This window comes from Pseudomonas sp. A34-9, from assembly GCF_029543085.1.
Taxonomy (GTDB): domain Bacteria; phylum Pseudomonadota; class Gammaproteobacteria; order Pseudomonadales; family Pseudomonadaceae; genus Aquipseudomonas.
Map to the genome: position 1 here is coordinate 5,269,433 of NZ_CP119967.1, position 18,219 is coordinate 5,287,651.

20 protein-coding genes are annotated in these 18,219 nt (G+C 59.4%); all 20 read right to left on the bottom strand.

Translation table 11 applies throughout. From position 1 onward, the window contains the following. Positions 1 to 49: 49 nt before the first annotated feature. Positions 50 to 841, bottom strand: a complete 792-nt coding sequence (locus P3G59_RS23430) for an amidohydrolase (RefSeq protein ID WP_277759158.1) — start codon at positions 839 to 841, stop codon at positions 50 to 52. After that, positions 829 to 1,977 carry a pyridoxal phosphate-dependent aminotransferase gene (locus tag P3G59_RS23435; protein WP_277759159.1) on the bottom strand — a complete coding sequence of 383 codons (1,149 nt, stop codon included), beginning with the start codon at positions 1,975 to 1,977 and terminating at the stop codon, positions 829 to 831. Before P3G59_RS23435 ends, P3G59_RS23430 begins: the two co-directional genes overlap by 13 nt. Before the next feature lie 235 nt (positions 1,978 to 2,212). After that, positions 2,213 to 3,682, bottom strand: coding sequence for a ribosome biogenesis GTPase Der (gene der / locus P3G59_RS23440; RefSeq protein ID WP_007950048.1), 1,470 nt, complete (start codon positions 3,680 to 3,682; stop codon positions 2,213 to 2,215). Between the two features lie 136 nt (positions 3,683 to 3,818). Next, positions 3,819 to 4,970, bottom strand: coding sequence for an outer membrane protein assembly factor BamB (bamB, locus tag P3G59_RS23445; RefSeq protein WP_141128386.1), 1,152 nt, complete (start codon positions 4,968 to 4,970; stop codon positions 3,819 to 3,821). Continuing rightward, positions 4,963 to 5,604, bottom strand: coding sequence for a tetratricopeptide repeat protein (locus P3G59_RS23450; RefSeq protein ID WP_122599078.1), 642 nt, complete (start codon positions 5,602 to 5,604; stop codon positions 4,963 to 4,965). The genes bamB and P3G59_RS23450 overlap by 8 nt, the downstream gene beginning before the upstream one ends. A gap of 41 nt (positions 5,605 to 5,645) precedes the next feature. Beyond that, positions 5,646 to 6,935: a histidine--tRNA ligase gene (gene hisS, locus P3G59_RS23455; protein ID WP_027612134.1), complete on the bottom strand. Its 1,290-nt coding sequence runs from the start codon at positions 6,933 to 6,935 to the stop codon at positions 5,646 to 5,648. 37 nt (positions 6,936 to 6,972) lie between these two features. Then, a complete protein-coding gene (gene ispG / locus P3G59_RS23460) occupies positions 6,973 to 8,082 on the bottom strand; it encodes a flavodoxin-dependent (E)-4-hydroxy-3-methylbut-2-enyl-diphosphate synthase (RefSeq protein ID WP_277759160.1) in 1,110 nt (369 codons plus the stop codon). 3 nt (positions 8,083 to 8,085) lie between these two features. Further along, positions 8,086 to 9,129 (bottom strand): RodZ family helix-turn-helix domain-containing protein, encoded by a 1,044-nt coding sequence (locus tag P3G59_RS23465; RefSeq protein ID WP_277759161.1) that lies wholly within the window; start codon positions 9,127 to 9,129, stop codon positions 8,086 to 8,088. Next, positions 9,129 to 9,887, bottom strand: coding sequence for a type IV pilus biogenesis/stability protein PilW (gene pilW / locus P3G59_RS23470; RefSeq protein WP_277759163.1), 759 nt, complete (start codon positions 9,885 to 9,887; stop codon positions 9,129 to 9,131). Before pilW ends, P3G59_RS23465 begins: the two co-directional genes overlap by 1 nt. A gap of 12 nt (positions 9,888 to 9,899) precedes the next feature. Next, positions 9,900 to 11,048 carry a 23S rRNA (adenine(2503)-C(2))-methyltransferase RlmN gene (gene rlmN / locus P3G59_RS23475; protein ID WP_277759164.1) on the bottom strand — a complete coding sequence of 383 codons (1,149 nt, stop codon included), beginning with the start codon at positions 11,046 to 11,048 and terminating at the stop codon, positions 9,900 to 9,902. 28 nt (positions 11,049 to 11,076) lie between these two features. After that, the gene (ndk, locus tag P3G59_RS23480) at positions 11,077 to 11,502 is read right to left on the bottom strand and encodes a nucleoside-diphosphate kinase (protein WP_007916882.1); all 426 of its coding nucleotides are present in this window, start codon (positions 11,500 to 11,502) and stop codon (positions 11,077 to 11,079) included. A gap of 88 nt (positions 11,503 to 11,590) precedes the next feature. Next, on the bottom strand, positions 11,591 to 11,791 hold the full coding sequence (gene iscX, locus P3G59_RS23485; protein ID WP_277759165.1) for a Fe-S cluster assembly protein IscX: 201 nt from the start codon (positions 11,789 to 11,791) through the stop codon (positions 11,591 to 11,593). Between the two features lie 14 nt (positions 11,792 to 11,805). Next, positions 11,806 to 12,147 (bottom strand): ISC system 2Fe-2S type ferredoxin, encoded by a 342-nt coding sequence (gene fdx / locus P3G59_RS23490; RefSeq protein WP_007916885.1) that lies wholly within the window; start codon positions 12,145 to 12,147, stop codon positions 11,806 to 11,808. Then, on the bottom strand, positions 12,147 to 14,012 hold the full coding sequence (gene hscA, locus P3G59_RS23495; protein ID WP_099757101.1) for a Fe-S protein assembly chaperone HscA: 1,866 nt from the start codon (positions 14,010 to 14,012) through the stop codon (positions 12,147 to 12,149). Before hscA ends, fdx begins: the two co-directional genes overlap by 1 nt. A gap of 51 nt (positions 14,013 to 14,063) precedes the next feature. Further along, positions 14,064 to 14,585, bottom strand: coding sequence for a co-chaperone HscB (hscB, locus tag P3G59_RS23500; RefSeq protein ID WP_277759166.1), 522 nt, complete (start codon positions 14,583 to 14,585; stop codon positions 14,064 to 14,066). A gap of 8 nt (positions 14,586 to 14,593) precedes the next feature. Then, positions 14,594 to 14,917 (bottom strand): iron-sulfur cluster assembly protein IscA, encoded by a 324-nt coding sequence (gene iscA / locus P3G59_RS23505; protein ID WP_003227904.1) that lies wholly within the window; start codon positions 14,915 to 14,917, stop codon positions 14,594 to 14,596. Between the two features lie 34 nt (positions 14,918 to 14,951). Next, positions 14,952 to 15,338 carry a Fe-S cluster assembly scaffold IscU gene (gene iscU, locus P3G59_RS23510; RefSeq protein ID WP_007916892.1) on the bottom strand — a complete coding sequence of 129 codons (387 nt, stop codon included), beginning with the start codon at positions 15,336 to 15,338 and terminating at the stop codon, positions 14,952 to 14,954. A gap of 100 nt (positions 15,339 to 15,438) precedes the next feature. Next, the gene (locus P3G59_RS23515) at positions 15,439 to 16,653 is read right to left on the bottom strand and encodes an IscS subfamily cysteine desulfurase (protein ID WP_277759167.1); all 1,215 of its coding nucleotides are present in this window, start codon (positions 16,651 to 16,653) and stop codon (positions 15,439 to 15,441) included. A gap of 47 nt (positions 16,654 to 16,700) precedes the next feature. Next, complete coding sequence (gene iscR / locus P3G59_RS23520) at positions 16,701 to 17,192, bottom strand: Fe-S cluster assembly transcriptional regulator IscR (RefSeq protein WP_003227911.1); 492 nt, start codon at positions 17,190 to 17,192, stop codon at positions 16,701 to 16,703. Between the two features lie 247 nt (positions 17,193 to 17,439). Beyond that, positions 17,440 to 18,216 (bottom strand): serine O-acetyltransferase, encoded by a 777-nt coding sequence (gene cysE, locus P3G59_RS23525; RefSeq protein ID WP_277759168.1) that lies wholly within the window; start codon positions 18,214 to 18,216, stop codon positions 17,440 to 17,442. Between the last annotated feature and the right edge of the window lie 3 nt (positions 18,217 to 18,219).

Sequence of the window (18,219 nt, forward strand, 5' to 3'; positions counted from 1 at the left end):
AGCGTCACGGGCTGCATTCCCACGCAGAGCGTGGGAACGATCAGTTACCTCAGGTGAACTCGAAGGTGTCGGCATCCAGATTCGCTGGAAAGCGCTCACGATAAGCCGCCAATGGCGCCGCTTCCAGCACCACCTTGAACACCCCGTCCGCCTCCCCCGCCGCCAGCAAGGTTTCACCCTGGAAATCCAGTACCTGACTGTCGCCGGTGTAAGCGAAGCCCTTGCCGTCGGTGCCGACGCGGTTCACCGCCGCCACATAACAAAGGTTTTCGATCGCACGTGCCGGTAACAGGCGATTCCAGTGCAAACGCCGCGCGCCCGGCCAATTGGCGGTGTACAGCAACAGATCGGTATCTTGCGCATCGCGGCTCCACACCGGAAAACGCAGGTCGTAACAAATCAGCGGGCGGATACGCCAACCCTTGAGTTCGAACTGCACCTGCCGTTCGCCAGGGGTGTAGTGGTTGTGCTCACCGGCCATACGGAACAGGTGACGCTTGTCGTAATGCAATACTTCGCCATCCGGCCGCGCCCACAGCAGGCGATTACGATGGCTGCCGTCAGACGCCTGAATAATCACACTGCCGGTGATCACCGCGTTAAGTTTGGCCGCCTGAACGCGCAGCCATTTTGTGGTCGGACCATTCTCGGCTTCGGCGAGGGTCTCGGACTCCATGGAAAATCCGGTGGTGAACATTTCCGGCAGGATGATCAGATCCGCCCCGCGCGCCTGCTCCAGCAACACCTCGAAATGCTCGAAGTTGGCCTGGCGGTCGTGCCAGGCCAGGCTGGTCTGGATCAGCGCCAGGTTGAGATCGGGTAACGCACTCAGATCACGCATAGTTTCGCCGCCGCTTCACGCAGCGTCTCCTCGCGTTTGGCGAAGCACAAGCGCACCAGGCGCTGGCCTTCAGGTGGGTTCTGGTAGAACACCGACACCGGAATACTCGCCACGCCGTGCTCGCGGGTCATCCACATCGCCATCTCGACATCGTTCAGGTCGGGGCGAATCTGCGAATAATCGACCAGTTGAAAATAGGTGCCGGTGACACGAGTAAAGCTGAAGCGCGAAGGTGCCAGCAGATCGCAGAACAGATCGCGCTTGGCCTGATAAAAGCCCGGCAACTCTTCGACGTGTTCCGGATGTTCGGCCATGTAATCGGCCAGGGCATATTGCAACGGCGTGACGCCGCAGAAACTGACGTACTGGTGCACCTTGCGCAATTCAGCCGTCAGGGCTGGCGGCGCGACGACGTAACCGGTTTTCCAGCCGGTGACGTGATAAGTCTTGCCGAACGAGCTGACCACGAACGCGCGCTGATACAGCTCTTCGTGGGCCAGCACGCTGACGTGGGGCACGCCGTCGAATACCAGGTGTTCGTAAACTTCATCACTGATCAGGTAGATGTCGCGACCACGGATCAACGCCGCCAGTTGATCGAGCTCGGCACGACTGATCAAAGCGCCGCTCGGGTTGTGCGGGGTGTTGATGACGATCATTTTCGTACGCGGACTGAGGGCCGCGGCGAGCTGGTCGAAATCGATGGAGAAATCGTCCGGTTTCAGTTGCACATGCACGCAACGACCGCCCGCCAACTCCGTCGCCGGTTCGTAGCTGTCGTAGCACGGATCGAAGACGATGACTTCGTCGCCGCTGTGGATAACCGCCTGAATCGCACAGAAGATCGCCTGGGTGGCACCTGGCGTGACCGTCACTTCGCTGTCGGCATTGACCTGCACGCCATAGCTGCGGGCGATTTTCGCTGCAATCTGCTCGCGCAAGGCCGGCAAACCGGTCATCGGTGAATATTGGTTATGGCCACTGGCGATGTGCCGACCTACCGCGTCACGCAATGACTGCGGGCCGTCAAAATCAGGAAAACCCTGGGACAGGTTGATCGCGCCGGTTTGCGCCGCGAGCTGAGACATCTGCGTGAAAATAGTGATGCCGACATTCGGCAGCTTGCTGGTGATCATCGGGGGTTCCCTGCTCAACACCCGGCTCTGACGACGGCGCGGGAGAGCCCGAGGATAGCCCATCCGGCGCCCATAAAAAAAGGGCGCCGGATGGCACCCTTCTCTCATGTTGATCGTTCCCGCGCTCTGCGTGGGAATGCAGCCTTGGACGCTCTGCGTCCGTCGCTCATGTGACGCAGAGCGTCACGGGATACATTCCCACGCGGAGCATTGGAACGATCAACGACCCGCGACCTTATTTCTTGTCGCGGCGCTTCTTGTCGGCTTTTTTATGGTGCGACATCAAGCGACGCTTCTTGTTGACCTGGCGGTCGGTCAGCGTGGTCTTGTTGCCTTCGTACGGGTTCTCGCCGCCCTTGAACTCGATGCGGATCGGCGTACCGACCAGCTTCAGTACACGACGGTAGGTGTTCTCGAGATAACGCACGTACGACTTCGGCACTTTCTCGATCTGGTTACCGTGGATCACGATGATCGGCGGGTTCGCACCACCCAGGTGAGCGTAACGCAGCTTGATCCGGCGGTTGTTGACCATCGGCGGCGCGTGCTCGCCAACCGCGTCTTCCAGAATCTGGGTCAGACGGTTGGTCGGCCAACGGGTGACCGCCGACTTGAACGAGTTCTGTACCGAAGCGTAGAGATTGCCCACGCCAGTGCCGTGCAGGGCCGAGATGAAGTGGATGTCGGCGTAATCAACGAAGAACAGACGACGCTGCAGCTCGACCTTGACGTAGTCGCGCTCGCTCGGCGTCATGCCGTCCCACTTGTTGATCGCGATCACCAGCGCACGACCCGACTCGATGGCAAAACCGAGCAGGTTGAGGTCGTGATCGACCACACCTTCGCGGGCGTCCATCACGAAGATCACCACGTTGGCGTCTTTGATCGCCTGCAGGGTTTTGACCACGGAGAATTTTTCGACTTCTTCGTGGATCTTGCCGCGCTTGCGCACACCGGCGGTGTCGATCAGCGTGTACTTCTCTTCATTGCGCTCGAACGGAATGTAGATACTGTCGCGGGTGGTGCCGGGTTGGTCGTAGACGATGACGCGGTCTTCACCGAGCATGCGGTTGACCAGCGTCGATTTGCCGACGTTCGGACGACCGATGATAGCGATCTTGATGCCGTCTTTTTCGCTTGGGCCCGGAATGCGCTTGGCTTCCTCGCCTTCGGCAACGATCTCTTCTTCGCCTTCTTCCGGCTCTTCTTCGTCGCGCGGGAAATCACCCAGGGCGATTTCCAGCATCTGGGTGATGCCACGGCCGTGAGCACCGGCGATCGGAATCGCGTGGCCCATGCCCAATGGAGCGAATTCAGCGCGGGCCATTTCCGGGTCGATGTTGTCGACCTTGTTGGCAACCACATAAGAACGCTTGTTACGTTTGCGCAGGTGTTCGGCGATCATCTGGTCGGCGGCGGTGAAGCCGGCCTTGGCATCTACCAGGAACAGCACAACATCCGCTTCTTCGATGGCCAGCAGCGACTGCTCGGCCATTTTTTCGTCCATACCGTGCTCGTCACCGGAGATACCACCGGTGTCGACGAGAATGTAGGAACGCCCTTGCCACTTGGCCTCACCGTACTGGCGATCACGGGTCAGACCGGACAAGTCGCCGACAATGGCGTCGCGAGTCCTGGTCAGGCGGTTGAACAAGGTGGACTTGCCGACGTTCGGTCGGCCCACCAGGGCGATTACGGGAACCATGCGGCTCTCCACTTCGTTATTTCAGAAAATACAAAAGCCGCTGCGAGGCAGCGGCTGGTGCTCGGGGCAACGCCTGTTAGCGCTGCAAGCCCCATGAATCCGGGGCCGCCTGGGGGTTTAACCCCAAGCATAGTTGTTACTTGATGGTCAGGGCTTCCAGTTTGCCGCTGTTGCCATAGACATAAATCGTGTCACCCACCACCAGCGGACGGGCACGCAGGCCGTCGCTGTCGATGCGCTCACGGCCGACGAAACGACCGTCAACCTGACTCAGCAGGTGCAGATAACCTTCCAGGTCACCGACTGCAACATAGCTGGAGAACACTTCCGGTGCCGACAGTTGACGGCGAGCCAGCGAATCGTTGCTCCACAAGGCTGTGGTGGAACGTTCGTCGACGCCTTCAACGGTGCCCGAGGACAGGCTCACGTAAACGCTGCCGAAACCCTGAGCGATACCGGCGTAGCTCGACGCATCGCGCTGCCAGAGTTGACGACCGCTTTCCAGGTCCAGAGCCGCCACGCGCCCCTGGTAACTGGCAACGTACAGCGTACCGCCGGACAACAGCAGACCGCCGTCGATGTCGACCACGCGCTCCAGTTCCGAACGGCCTTGTGGAATCGCAATGCGTTGTTCCCAGACCGGCACGCCGTTGGAAATGTCCAGAGCGACCACTTTACCAGTCGACAGTCCAGCCACCGCGAGGCGGTTGGTGACCAGCGGAGCACTGGTGCCACGCAGGGTCAGTACGGCCGGCGTGCTGTCATACACCCAGCGCTGGGTACCGGTGGAGGCATCCAGACCGATCAGACGATCGTCCTGAGTCTGCACCACCACCACGTCACCGTTGTTGGCCGGCGGCGCGAGAACTTCACTGGTCACGCGAGCACGCCACTTCTCTTCACCATTGCTGGTGTCCAGAGCGACGACTTCGCCACGCAGCGTACCGATCAGCACCAGACCGTAACCCACGCCAACGGCGCCGGAGACAGGCAGGTCAAGATCCTGCTTCCACTTCACGTCGCCGTTGCTGCGATCCATGGCCATCACCACGCCGGTCACATCGGCCGCGTAGATGGTGTCACCGTCGATCGCCGGCACCAGCATGTTGTAGGTTTCGCCCTGACCGTCACCGATCGAACGGCTCCACTGCTTGTGCAGAACCACTTCTTCTTTGAAGTCGGTCAGTTCAGCCGGTGGCAATTCTTTCTTGCTGTTGCTGCTGCAACCCGCGGCCAGAAGGGCCAGAGCCAGCAATGCTGCATGCTTCCAACGGATCACGTCACGCATCCCCTTTGGCCAGGTCGTCGAGCTTGATTTGAAGGCCACCGACCGCCGCTTCATCCGACAGTGCCGCCTTGGCTTTTTGATACGCCTTGTTCGCGTCATCGGTACGGCCCAGCTGTACCAGCAGGTCGCCCTTGAGTTCTTCGCGAGTGGCCAGGAACGCTTTGTCGGCATCGCCGTCGAGCAGCTTCAGGGCGTCGTCGGCCTTGTTCTGCGCGCCAAGTACCTGCGCCAGACGCTGACGGGCGATTTCGCCCAGCGCCGGGTTGGCCGGTTTGTCGACGATGGCTTTGAGCTCGGTCGCGGCGTCATCCAGCTTGCCGCTATCGACAGCCACCTTGGCCACGAACAGGCTACCGTACTGCGCGTAGGCAGAACCGCCGAATTCGCTGTTGAGCTTGCCGGCCAGGTCCGCAACGCGGGCGGCATCAGGCTTGCCGTCAGGCGTCAGCGTGGTTTCCAGCAGTTGCTGATAGAGCACCGAGGCGCCTTGCGACTGGTTGCTCTGATACTTGTGATAAGCCTGCCAGCCGAACACGATGACCAGCGCCAACAGGCCGCCGGTGACCAGAGGTTTGCCGTTGCGTGTCCACCAGTCCTTCAAATCCGCCAACTGTTCGTCTTCGGTACTCGACACCCCAATACTCCTTAATCGCTAAATCGGCTGTTTGGACAGCTTCAACCCTGCACGACGCAGGTGGCCAGGTGAGCGGCGAGCGCATCCCAGGCAATGCTTTGTTGTTCGCCCTGGCCACGCAGGGGTTTGAAACCTACCACTTGCTGGGCCATTTCGTCGTCACCGAGGATCAGTGCGTACAGCGCACCGCTCTTGTCGGCCTTCTTGAACTGGCTTTTGAAGCTGCCGGCGCCGGCATTGACTTGCAGACGCAGGTTTGGAAGTTGATCGCGAACACGTTCAGCCAGGGCCAGACCGGCCAGCTCGGCTTCTTCACCGAAGGCGCAGAGGTAGACATCGACCTGACGGGAGATTTCTTCCGGGATCTGCTCCAGGGTTTCAAGCATCAACACCAGACGCTCGATGCCCATGGCGAAACCGACGCCCGTGGTTGGCTTGCCACCCATCTGCTCGACCAGACCGTCGTAACGGCCGCCCGCGCAAACCGTGCCCTGAGCGCCGAGCTTGTCGGTGACCCATTCGAAAACGGTTTTGCTGTAGTAGTCGAGGCCACGCACCAGCTTCGGGTTGAGCACGTAAGGAATGCCAACGGCATCCAGACGCGCTTTCAAACCTTCGAAGTGCGCACGCGATTCGTCGTCGAGGTAGTCGGCCATTTTCGGCGCATCGACCAGCACCGCTTGAGTGTCGGCATTTTTCGTGTCGAGCACGCGCAACGGGTTGGTTTTGAGGCGACGCTGGCTGTCTTCGTCGAGCTTGTCGTGGTGCGCCGAGAGGTACTCGACCAGCGCTTCACGATAACGGCCACGGGACTCGCTGGTGCCCAGGCTGTTGAGTTCGAGCTTGACCGCATCACGGATACCCAGCTCGCCCCACAGGCGCCAGGTCATGATGATCAGTTCGGCGTCGATGTCCGGACCGTCGAGGTTGAACACCTCCAGACCGATCTGGTGAAACTGACGATAACGGCCCTTCTGCGGACGCTCGTGACGGAACATCGGGCCGATGTACCAGAGTTTCTGCACCTGGCCACCGCCGGTGATGCCGTGTTCGAGTACGGCACGCACGCACGCCGCGGTGCCTTCCGGACGCAGGGTCAGGGAGTCGCCGTTGCGGTCTTCGAAGGTGTACATCTCTTTTTCGACGATGTCGGTCACTTCACCGATCGAGCGCTTGAACAGCTCGGTGAACTCGACGATCGGCATGCGGATCTGCTTGTAACCGTAGTTATCCAGCAGACGCGCAACGGTGCCCTCGAAATAACGCCACAGCGGGGTCTGTTCGGGCAGGATGTCGTTCATGCCACGAATGGCTTGCAGAGACTTGCTCACTTTAAATCCTTAAATTCGTTCGGCGCTTCAGTCAGGCTCAGCCGCGCGCAATAACGGCAGCGTCAGCTTCGACCTTTTCGGCCGCTTTCTGGCGAATCAGCTTTTCCAGCTCGTCCACCAGATTGTCATTCGTCAGTTTCTGCGACGGCTTGCCGTCGATGTAAATCAGGTTTGGCGTGCCGCCGGTCAGGCCGATATGGGCTTCCTTGGCTTCGCCGGGGCCGTTGACCACGCAACCGATCACCGCGACATCCAGCGGCACCAGCAGGTCTTCAAGGCGCCCTTCCAGCTCGTTCATGGTTTTCACTACATCGAAGTTCTGCCGCGAGCAGCTCGGGCAAGCGATGAAGTTGATGCCACGGGAACGCAGATGCAAAGACTTGAGAATGTCGTAACCGACCTTCACTTCCTCGACCGGGTCGGCCGCCAGCGAGATGCGGATGGTATCGCCAATCCCTTCGGCGAGCAGCATACCTAGGCCCACGGCGGATTTCACTGTGCCCGAACGCAATCCACCGGCTTCGGTGATGCCCAGGTGCAGCGGCTGGACGATTTCTTTCGCCAGCAACCGGTAGGCTTCGACGGCCATGAACACGTCGGAGGCCTTCACGCTGACCTTGAAGTCCTGGAAATTCAGGCGTTCGAGGTGTTCAACGTGACGCAGAGCGGACTCAACCAGCGCCGCTGGCGTCGGCTCGCCGTATTTCTTTTGCAGGTCTTTTTCCAGGGAACCGGCGTTGACGCCGATTCGGATCGGAATGCCGCGATCACGGGCGGCATCGACCACCGCACGCACGCGGTCTTCACGACCGATGTTGCCCGGGTTGATGCGCAGGCAGTCCACGCCCAGTTCGGCTACGCGCAAAGCGATCTTGTAGTCGAAGTGAATGTCGGCGACCAGCGGCACCTTGACCAGTTGCTTGATTCGGCCGAACGCCTCGGCGGCGTCCATGTCTGGCACCGAAACGCGGACGATGTCGACGCCAGCGGCTTCCAGACGGTTGATCTGCGCAACGGTGGCGGCCACGTCATTGGTGTCGCTGTTGGTCATGCTTTGCACCGCGATCGGCGCGTCGCCGCCCACCGGTACGTTGCCGACCCAGATCTTGCGCGAAACGCGACGTTTGATTGGAGATTCGCCGTGCATGACTTATTGACCCAACTTCAGGCGAGCAGTCTCGCCACTGGTGAACGGAGCGATATCGACCGGCTGGCCGTTGTAGCTGACCTGTGCAGCACGGGCAACGCCCAGGCGCACGGCGAGCGGCGGCTTGCCGGAAACAGAAACGCTATCGCCTTTGTGCTTCAGACCACTGAACAATACTTTGCCACGGCCATCGGTGACTTGCGCCCAGCAATCGGCGCTGAACTGCAGTTGTACCTGACCGTCGCCAGCTACCGGAGCAGCCGCTTCCGCGGTCGGGGCGGGAGTTGCAGGCACTACCGGAGCGGTAACGGTCGGCGCTGGCGTAGCAGGAACGCTTGGCGCCGGAGTGGCCGGATTGGCGACAACCGGGGCTGGCGTATGGACCGGGGCGGCCGGCGTTACAGCCGGAGCAGCCGCTGCAGTTGGAGCCGTTGCCGGGGAGGCCGCTTCGGCACCGGTCGATTCAGCGGTGGTTTCAGACTGAGGTAGTGCCAGCGCCGTCGAACTGTCGGACTGATTCTCCTCGACAGCCTGGTCTTCCGGCTCGTCGATCGGATGAATCTGGGTAGTGCCGTCAGCACCCTCGACTTCAACGTGCTCAGGCGCCAGAGAAGCCACATCCTTGGTCCGCAGCGACGTCTGATCCTGCCACCAGACGAAACCGCCGCCGATGACCGCAATCAGCAACAGCAGGCTGACAATGCGCAAAATGGTGTGGGAAACCCGTACAGGCTCTTCGATACGACCCAGCGCGTGAACGTTGCTGCCCTGGGAATCGGTGCCGGTGGACTGGTCGAATTGCTGGACCAGAACGGTCTGGTCCATGCCAAGCAATTTGGCATAGGCGCGAATGTAACCGCGAGCGAAGGTATGCCCCGGCAGCTTGTCGAAAGCGCCGGCTTCAAGATTGCTCAGGGAAGTCACGGTGAGGTTGAGCTTGAGAGCCACTTCGGCCAGCGACCAGCCATTGCTTTCGCGGGCCTGGCGCAGGGTCTCACCGGGGTTAACGCGATTCGCTGCTACAACTTCGGGATGCGCCGCTTTCATCATTGCTCCGACAGGTATTGCTGATATTCCGGCGTACCGGGATAGAGTCGTTTTAATTGCAGGCCATAACTGGCGGCCTTGTCGCGATCTTCAAACACTTTTGCCAGCCGAACGCCGAGCAATAGACTACGTGCATTTTGTTCGGTCAGCAGGCTGAAACGGTCGTAATAGTCACGCGCGGGCACATAATGCCTGTCTTCGAAGGACAACTCAGCCATTTCCAGCAATGCACGCGGTTGTTGGCGGTTCAAACGCAGCGCCTTTTCCAGTTGCTGCTGCGCCAGATCACGCTGACCGAGCTTCGCGGCAGTCATGCCGAGGTTTTCGAACACACGCGAGCGCTCAGGATACAGGGTATCGGCGGCGGCCTGTTCAAAACGCTCGTAGGCTTCCTTGTAACGCTGTTCTTCGTAGAGAAAACTGCCGTAGTTGTTGAGGATGCGCGCATCGGCAGGACGGGAGGACAAAGCCTTGCGGAAGTGTTCGTCGGCCAGCTGCGGCTCCATTTCGGACTGAAACACCAGGCCGAGGGCAGCGTTGGCGTCAGGATCGGAACCGTCGATTTCCAGCGCCTTCTTCAGCGGCACCTTGGCCCGCTCGGTCATGCCTTGCTGCAAGTATCCCAGCCCCAACTGCACGTAGGCAGCCCGCGCTTCATCGCGGCCCTTGCTGGTCTTCATCGGGTTGTAGTCACCCGAAAGGACACAACCAGCACACAGGCTGGCCAACAGCAACAGCAGCGCAAAGCGCAGGGCCATAGAGATCCTCTCTTAGTTAGTGTTCGCGGCGTTCTGTGCCAGATCGCTGTCGGCGTTCAACTCACGCACGGCGATGTAACGTTCGCTGCGACGGGTGCGATCCAGCACCTGCCCTACCAATTGACCACATGCAGCGTCGATGTCTTCACCACGGGTGGTGCGGACAGTGACGTTGAAACCGGCCTGATGCAACTGATCCTGGAAACGACGGATCGCGTTGTTGCTTGGCCGCTCGTACCCGGAATGCGGGAACGGGTTGAACGGAATCAGGTTGATCTTGCACGGGATATCTTTGAGCAACGCGATCATTTCGACGGCGTGCTCGACCTTGTCGTTGATGTCCTTGAGCAAGGTGTACTCGATGGTCAGCACACGTTTCTCGCCCAGAGACGACATGTAGCGCTGGCACGACTCGAGCAGCATCTTAAGCGGATATTTCTTGTTGATCGGCACCAATTGGTTACGCAATGCGTCATTCGGTGCGTGCAGCGACAACGCCAGGGACACGTCGATGTGCTTGGCCAGCTCATCGATCATCGGCACCACGCCCGAAGTGGACAGGGTCACGCGGCGCTTGGAGATCCCGTAGCCGAGGTCATCCATCATCAGATGCATGGCGGCGACGACGTTGTCGAAGTTCAGCAGCGGCTCACCCATGCCCATCATCACCACGTTGGTGATGGCACGGTCGACGGTTGCCGGGACACTGCCAAAAGATTTGTTGGCAATCCACACCTGGCCGATGACTTCGGCGGCGGTGAGGTTGCTATTGAAGCCTTGCTTGCCGGTGGAGCAGAAACTGCAATCCAGGGCACAGCCTGCCTGGGACGAAACGCACAAAGTGCCGCGTTTGCCCTGGGGAATGTATACGGTCTCGACGCAGCTGCCGGACGCCACGCGCACCACCCACTTACGGGTGCCGTCGCTGGAGATGTCCTCGCTGACCACTTCCGGACCACGGACCTCGGCAATAGCCTTGAGCTTGTCGCGCAAGGCCTTGCTGACGTTCGTCATGGCGTCGAAATCATCGACGCCAAAGTGGTGAATCCATTTCATTACCTGACCGGCACGGAAACGCTTCTCCCCGATTGAGTCGAAGAATTTTTCCATTTCCTGTTGAGTCAGACCCAGCAGGTTGGTTTTTACAGTCGATGTAGTCATGGATTCACCTTCACTCTTAAGCCAATGCTTAGCGAGTGGTTACTTCAGTAGCTGCGAAGAAGTACGAGATTTCACGAGCAGCTGCGGCTTCGGAGTCCGAACCGTGAACAGCGTTGGCGTCGATGGAATCAGCGAAGTCAGCGCGGATGGTGCCGGCAGCAGCTTCTTTAGGGTTGGTAGCGCCCATCAGCTCACGGTTCAGAGCGATAGCGTTTTCGCCTTCCAGAACCTGAACAACAACAGGACCGGAGATCATGAAAGCAACCAGGTCGCCGAAGAAACCACGAGCGCTGTGCTCAGCGTAGAAGCCTTCAGCTTCAGCTTTGGACAGTTGCTTCAGTTTCGAAGCTACAACGCGCAGGCCGGCTTTTTCGAAACGAGTAGTGATTTCGCCGATGACGTTTTTTGCAACAGCGTCAGGCTTGATGATGGAGAAAGTGCGTTGAACAGCCATGGTGTAACTCCAGAAACGGTAATTTGCGAAAAATTAAACCCGCGAATTATACGCGGGTTCTTGGGTATTGCCTAACCTGCGAGGACGATCAGTCCAATTCTGCGGCCCAAAGCTCCTGAACCGCTTCCAGCACCTTCTCGCCAACGCGGCCAGAAGTCTTATCGAAGTCCGGCAGTTCCTCGATCATATGCTGCAGACGGACGAAACCTACAGAGTACGGATCAAGCCCCTCGTGGGCCTCGGCCAGCTCTTCTGCAATACGTTGAACATCATTCCAACCGTAGCTCATGACAGTCTTACCAGTCAGTGCGGCGCTTCAGCCGCATGGTTAAGCGAATATTTCGGAATCTCGACGGTGATGTCTTCTTCACCGACGATAGCCTGACAGGCCAGACGCGATTGCGCCTCCAGGCCCCAGGCACGATCGAGGAAGTCTTCTTCCAGCTCGTCAGCCTCTTCCATCGAGTCGAAACCCTCGCGGATGATGCAGTGGCAAGTGGTGCAAGCGCAGACGCCGCCGCAGGCGCTTTCCATCTCGATATGGTGTTCGTGGGCCAGTTCGAGAATCGAGGTGCCGGGCGCAGCCTCGACGACCATGCCTTCAGGGCAGAACTTCTCGTGGGGCAGAAAAATGACCTGCGGCATCAGATATCCTCGATTTCATTCAGATTGCGCCCCGACAGAGCGGCTTTCACCGTCAGATCCATGCGGCGGGCAGCAAAAGCATCGGTCACTTGCGACAGACGCTTGGTCTGCTGCTCGATGGCGTAACCATCGGTACCTTTCATCAGTTCAGCCAGTTCCTGCAGCTGCAGGTCGATGACCATGCGCTCTTCGGCGTCGAGCAAACGCTCGCCATCCGCCTCCAGAGCGCCCTGCACCGCTTCGATCAGGCGCTGGGCATCGACTTGTTGCTCACGCAGAACGCGGGCGACCTTGTCGTCATTGGCGTGCTGGAACGAATCTTTCAGCATCTTGGCGATTTCGCCGTCGGTCAGACCGTAGGACGGCTTGACCTGAATGCTCGCCTCAACGCCCGAACCCAGTTCACGGGCAGAAACGCTGAGCAGACCGTCGGCATCGACCTGGAACGTCACGCGAATCTTCGCCGCGCCGGCGACCATCGCTGGAATGCCGCGCAATTCAAAGCGCGCCAGAGAGCGGCAGTCGCTGATCAGCTCGCGCTCGCCCTGCAATACGTGGATCGCCATGGCCGACTGGCCATCTTTATAAGTGGTGAAATCTTGTGCGCGGGCGACGGGAATGGTGGTGTTGCGGGGAATCACCTTCTCCATCAGGCCGCCCATGGTTTCCAGCCCCAGAGACAGCGGAATCACGTCGAGCAGCAGCAGTTCGCCGCCATCGCGCTTGTTGCCCGCCAGGGTATCGGCCTGGATCGCGGCACCGATGGCCACCACTTGATCCGGATCGATTTCAGTCAAAGGCTGACGACCGAACGCTTCGGCCACAGCTTCGCGAACGCGCGGAACGCGGGTCGAACCGCCGACCATGACCACGGCGTGTACATCTTCCAACTCGATACCAGAGTCGCGAACGGCGCGGCGGCAGGCTTTCAGGCTGCGCGCGACCATTGGCTCGATCAGCGCATCGAAGGCTTCGCGGGTCAGCTGCGCTTTCCAGTCGCCATAGGCCACTTCAACGCTGGCCGCATCGGTCAGGGCTTCTTTGGCCGCACACGCGGTTTGCAGCAGATTACGTTGTGCGCCCGGATCGAGATCGGCGGACAGGCCGGCGCTCTCGATGATCCAGCCGGCAATCGCGTGATCGAAATCATCGCCACCCAGCGCGCTGTCGCCGCCAGTAGCCAGAACCTCGAAAACACCGCCAGTCAGACGCAGAATCGAAATATCGAAGGTGCCGCCACCCAGGTCATAAATCGCGACCAGGCCTTCAGCATGTTGATCCAGACCGTACGCCACGGCGGCTGCGGTCGGCTCATTGAGCAGACGCAACACGTTCAGACCGGCGAGTTTGGCCGCATCCTTGGTGGCCTGACGCTGAGCATCGTCGAAGTACGCCGGCACGGTAATCACCGCGCCAACCAGTTCGCCACCCAAGGTCGCTTCAGCACGCTGACGCAGTACCTTGAGGATATCGGCGGAGACTTCGACCGGGCTTTTCGGGCCTTGCACGGTGTCGATGAACGGCATGTGCGATTCGCCACCGACAAAGCGGTACGGCAGTTGCTCGCCCAATTGCTTGACGTCGGACAGACCACGACCCATCAAGCGCTTGACCGACAGCACAGTGTTCAAAGGATCGGAGGCGGCAGCCAATTTGGCCGACTCGCCGACTTCGACGCGATCGGCGTGATAACGCACAGCGGACGGCAGAATCACCTGCCCGTTTGCGTCAGCCAATGGCTCGGAAAGACCACTGCGCAACGCAGCGACCAGCGAATTGGTAGTGCCCAAGTCGATCCCCACAGCCAGACGACGCTGGTGCGGTTGAGGACTTTGGCCGGGTTCGGCGATCTGCAGTAGGGCCATCGTGATCAGGACTTATCTGTATATCAGGCGTGCGACCGGAGCGGCACTGGGTTAATCGTCGAGGCGCTCTTCTAACTGGCGCACTTCGTAGGTGAGCTTGTCGAGGAACTGCATGCGCCGCATCAGGCGTTCGGCCTGTTCGCGTTGCGTTGCATCATCCCAACAGGCTGCGAAGCTTTCGTTGAGTTCTTCCTGAGCCACTTTCAGGCGCCGCTTGAACACCGCGACACCGTCGAGGTCGGCACTGTCCTGAAGGTCTTCGAGTTCTTCGCGCCATTGCATCTGCTGCAGAAGAAACTCGGGATCATGGACCGTGACTTCCATCGGAACTTCATGCCCGCTGATGGTCAGCAGATAGCGTGCGCGCTGGGCCGGGCTCTTGAGTGTCTGATAGGCGTCGTTGAGCCGTGCAGACTGCTCGAGCGCCGACCGCTGCTCACGCTCGGAAGCGTCGGCAAAGCGGTCAGGATGAACGCCGCGCGCCAACTCACGATAGCGCGTGGCCAACTGCTCGAGATCCAGACGGAAACTCGGTTGCAGCTCGAATAAAGCGAAATGACAAGGAATACCCACGACAAGCCTCAGATGTTGAAGCTTTCGCCGCAGCCACATTCACCGCGTACGTTGGGGTTGTTGAACTTGAAGCCTTCGTTCAACCCTTCCTTGACGAAATCGAGCTCGGTGCCGTCCAGGTAGGCCAGGCTTTTCGGGTCGATGATCACTTTTTCGCCGTGACTTTCGAACACCTGATCCTCTGCAACCACCTCGTCGACAAACTCCAGCACGTAGGCAAGGCCGGAACAGCCCGTGGTGCGAACACCCAGACGAATCCCTTCACCTTTGCCGCGCCCGTCGAGGGAGCGCCGCACGTGTCGAGCAGCCGCTTCTGTCATGCTGATAGCCATCGGTGACTCCTTACTCGTCGCCAAATCCAGAAAGTCAGATCAAGCCTTTCTTCTGCTTGTAATCGCGAACAGCCGCTTTGATAGCGTCTTCAGCCAGTACCGAGCAGTGAATTTTCACTGGCGGCAGGGCCAATTCTTCGGCCAGCTGGGTGTTCTTGATGGTTTCGGCTTCGTCCAGGGTCTTGCCCTTCATCCACTCGGTGGCGAGGGAGCTGGAAGCGATCGCCGAACCGCAGCCATAGGTCTTGAACTTGGCATCTTCAATGATGCCAGCGTCGTTGACCTTGATTTGCAGACGCATCACGTCGCCGCACGCCGGAGCGCCGACCATGCCGGTGCCGACATCAGGATCTTCCGCGTTCATCTTGCCGACGTTGCGCGGGTTTTCGTAGTGGTCGATGACCTTTTCGCTGTAAGCCATGATTCTCAATCCTCACTCATCAGGGCCGCTCTTCAGCCCTGCAACTGCGCTGCGTAAACCGCCGCGTCGCTACAGGATCTGTATCTGGCGGCTTCTATATTTAGTGTGCCGCCCACTCGATTTTCGAGATATCGACGCCGTCTTTGTACATGTCCCACAGCGGCGACAGAGCGCGCAGCTTGGTAACGGCCTCGCAGACTTTCTGCGCGGCGTAGTCGATTTCTTCTTCGGTGGTGAAGCGGCCGAACGTGAAGCGGATCGAACTGTGTGCCAGTTCGTCGTTGCGGCCCAGGGCGCGCAGTACGTACGAAGGCTCCAGCGACGCCGAGGTGCAGGCCGAACCGGACGATACCGCCAGATCCTTGAGCGCCATGATCAGCGACTCGCCTTCAACGTAGTTGAAGCTCAGGTTCAGGTTGTGCGGAACGCGGGCAGTCAGGCTGCCGTTGACGTACAGCTCTTCCAGGTGCTCGACCTGCTTGTAGAAACGGTCGCTCAAGGCTTTGATGCGGACGTTTTCGGCAGCCATGTCTTCTTTGGCGACGCGGAACGCTTCACCCATGCCGACGATCTGGTGGGTCGCCAGGGTGCCGGAACGCATGCCACGCTCATGACCGCCACCGTGCATGGTCGCTTCGATGCGCACACGCGGCTTGCGGCTGACGTACAGCGCGCCGATGCCTTTAGGGCCGTAGGTCTTGTGGGCGGAGAACGACATCATGTCGACTTTCAGTTTCTGCAGGTCGATGTCGACCTTGCCAGTGGACTGAGCGGCGTCGACGTGGAACAGGATGCCCTTGGAACGGAGCAGTTCGCCGATCGCTGCGATATCGTTGACGGTACCGATTTCGTTGTTCACGTGCATCACGGAGACCAGGATGGTGTCTTCGCGCAGTGCCGCTTCAATCATGGCCGGGGTGATCAGACCGTCTTCGGTCGGCTCGAGGTAAGTGACCTCGAAACCTTCACGCTCCAGTTGGCGCATGGTGTCGAGGACAGCCTTGTGCTCGATCTTGGAGGTGATCAGGTGCTTGCCCTTGGAGGCGTAGAAATGTGCCGCACCCTTGATTGCCAGGTTGTCGGATTCGGTGGCACCGGAAGTCCAGACGATTTCGCGCGGATCGGCGTTGACCAGATCGGCCACCTGACGACGGGCGTTTTCGACGGACTCTTCAGCTTTCCAGCCAAACACGTGGGAACGGGACGCCGGGTTACCGAAGTTTCCGTCGACCAGCAGGCATTCACTCATTTTTTGCGCGACACGCGGATCAACCGGGGTGGTCGCAGAGTAATCAAGGTAAATCGGCAATTTCATGGACTATCTCCTAAATCAGGGCTGGCGTGCCGCTAGCTCTCTGGCTGTCATTCGACGGCGGACGCTTCAATCTTGTCCAGGCGTGGCGCCTTGCTGTTGCAACGGCGCTGGTCCTGACGCTGGGCTACTTCTTGCACCTCACGGCGAGTCACAAGATCAGCCAAGCTGATACCACTTAGAAATTCGTGAATCTGCAGGCTCAAATCGCACCACAGATGATGGGTCAGGCAGGTGTCGCCGGAATGGCAATCGCCTTGGCCCTGGCATTTGGTGGCATCGACCGATTCGTTTACCGCATCGATCACCTGAGCGACCTGGATGCCCTGCATGTCGCGGGACAATTGGTAGCCGCCACCCGGACCGCGAACGCTGGAAACCAGATTGCTGCGGCGCAGCTTGGCAAAAAGCTGTTCGAGGTAGGACAGGGAGATGCCTTGGCGCTCGGAGATATCGGCCAGGGACACGGGCCCGTGCTGCGCGTGCAACGCCAGGTCAAGCATGGCGGTCACGGCGTATCGGCCTTTTGTAGTCAGTCGCATGGACAGTTACCACGGAGTTCAGAATGGGGCGAGTATGCAATTCCCGAGTATTTAAGTCAACTTTAAGACCTAGTACTTTAGTCAGGATTACCCGCAAAAGAGCGCGCGAATGATAGCAGGGTCTGCGGCTTAATGGCACACCGGCTGGCGCAAGCCTCTGTAGGCGCTGCCGAAGGCTGCGATCTTTTGATCTGATCAAAAGATCGTCTGATCGCGGCACGAGCCTTCGGCAGCTCCTACACAGGGCTCAGCTGGCTTTGGATTCGTCTTTGCCTTTGACGCAGGCGAAGTCTTCTTCACGCAGCTCAGGCAGATCTTTCGCACAGTAATTACTGCCCAGATCCTTCAGCGCGCCACACATCCCCTCCAGACGCCCATCCACCGCTTGCAAGTGATCGAGCAACTGACCAATGGCGCGCGCCACCGGGTCGGGCATGTCTTCGCTGACACCGTAGGCATCAAAACCGATCTTCTCGGCCATGGCCTTGCGCTTGGCGTCCTGCTCTTCATCGGACTTGACGATGATTCGCCCGGGAATACCGACAACAGTGGCGCCCGGCGGCACTTCTTTGGTCACCACGGCGTTGGAACCGACCTTGGCACCGGCACCAACCGTGAACGGACCGAGCACTTTGGCGCCCGCACCCACGACCACACCATCACCCAACGTCGGGTGACGCTTGCCTTTGTTCCAACTGGTGCCGCCAAGGGTCACGCCCTGATAAATGGTCACGTCATCGCCAATTTCGGCGGTCTCACCGATGACGATGCCCATGCCGTGGTCGATAAAGAAGCGGCGACCGACTTTTGCGCCCGGATGAATCTCGATCCCGGTCAACCAGCGGCCGAAGTTCGATACCAACCGCGCCAGCCATTTCAGTTCGTTGCACCACAACATGCCGGCCAGTCGATGAATCCAGATGGCATGCATGCCGGGGTAGCAGGTCAGGACTTCAAAAGCGTTACGCGCCGCCGGGTCTCGATGGAATACGCTCTGGATATCTTCACGCAAACGCTCAAACATCAT